The 243-nt window shown below is 41.6% G+C and carries 1 protein-coding gene; it reads left to right on the top strand.

Annotated features, from left to right (window positions below; all coding sequences use genetic code 11):
• The coding region (locus tag SB658_RS26900) for a hypothetical protein (protein WP_410603558.1) at positions 1-243 on the top strand (243 nt) is incomplete at both ends.

The following is a 243-nucleotide window of genomic DNA, read 5'->3' as shown; positions in this document are numbered from 1 at the left end:
CACCTGTTTTTATCGATATATTACCACCTGAACTTTCATTCGTTCCTGATAGCTTACAAATTACTACCATCCCACAACTTGGATTTAGACCAGATAGCGGGATTTCTTTAGACCCCATTCCAGTTGGAGGAACAACAACAATTAGCTTTCAAGCTATCGTTGGCTCAATACCAGCTACAAATCCTACGTTGAATCAATCCAGTACGACATATTCTATCATTGTGGATCCTACCCAGCCGCCAG

It is taken from the genome of Bacillus sp. SIMBA_008 (assembly GCF_046535495.1).
Taxonomy (GTDB): Bacteria; Bacillota; Bacilli; order Bacillales; family Bacillaceae; genus Bacillus; species Bacillus subtilis.
The sequence above is the reverse complement of the archived record's forward strand: the minus strand, read 5'-3'. Positions and strand labels throughout refer to the sequence as shown.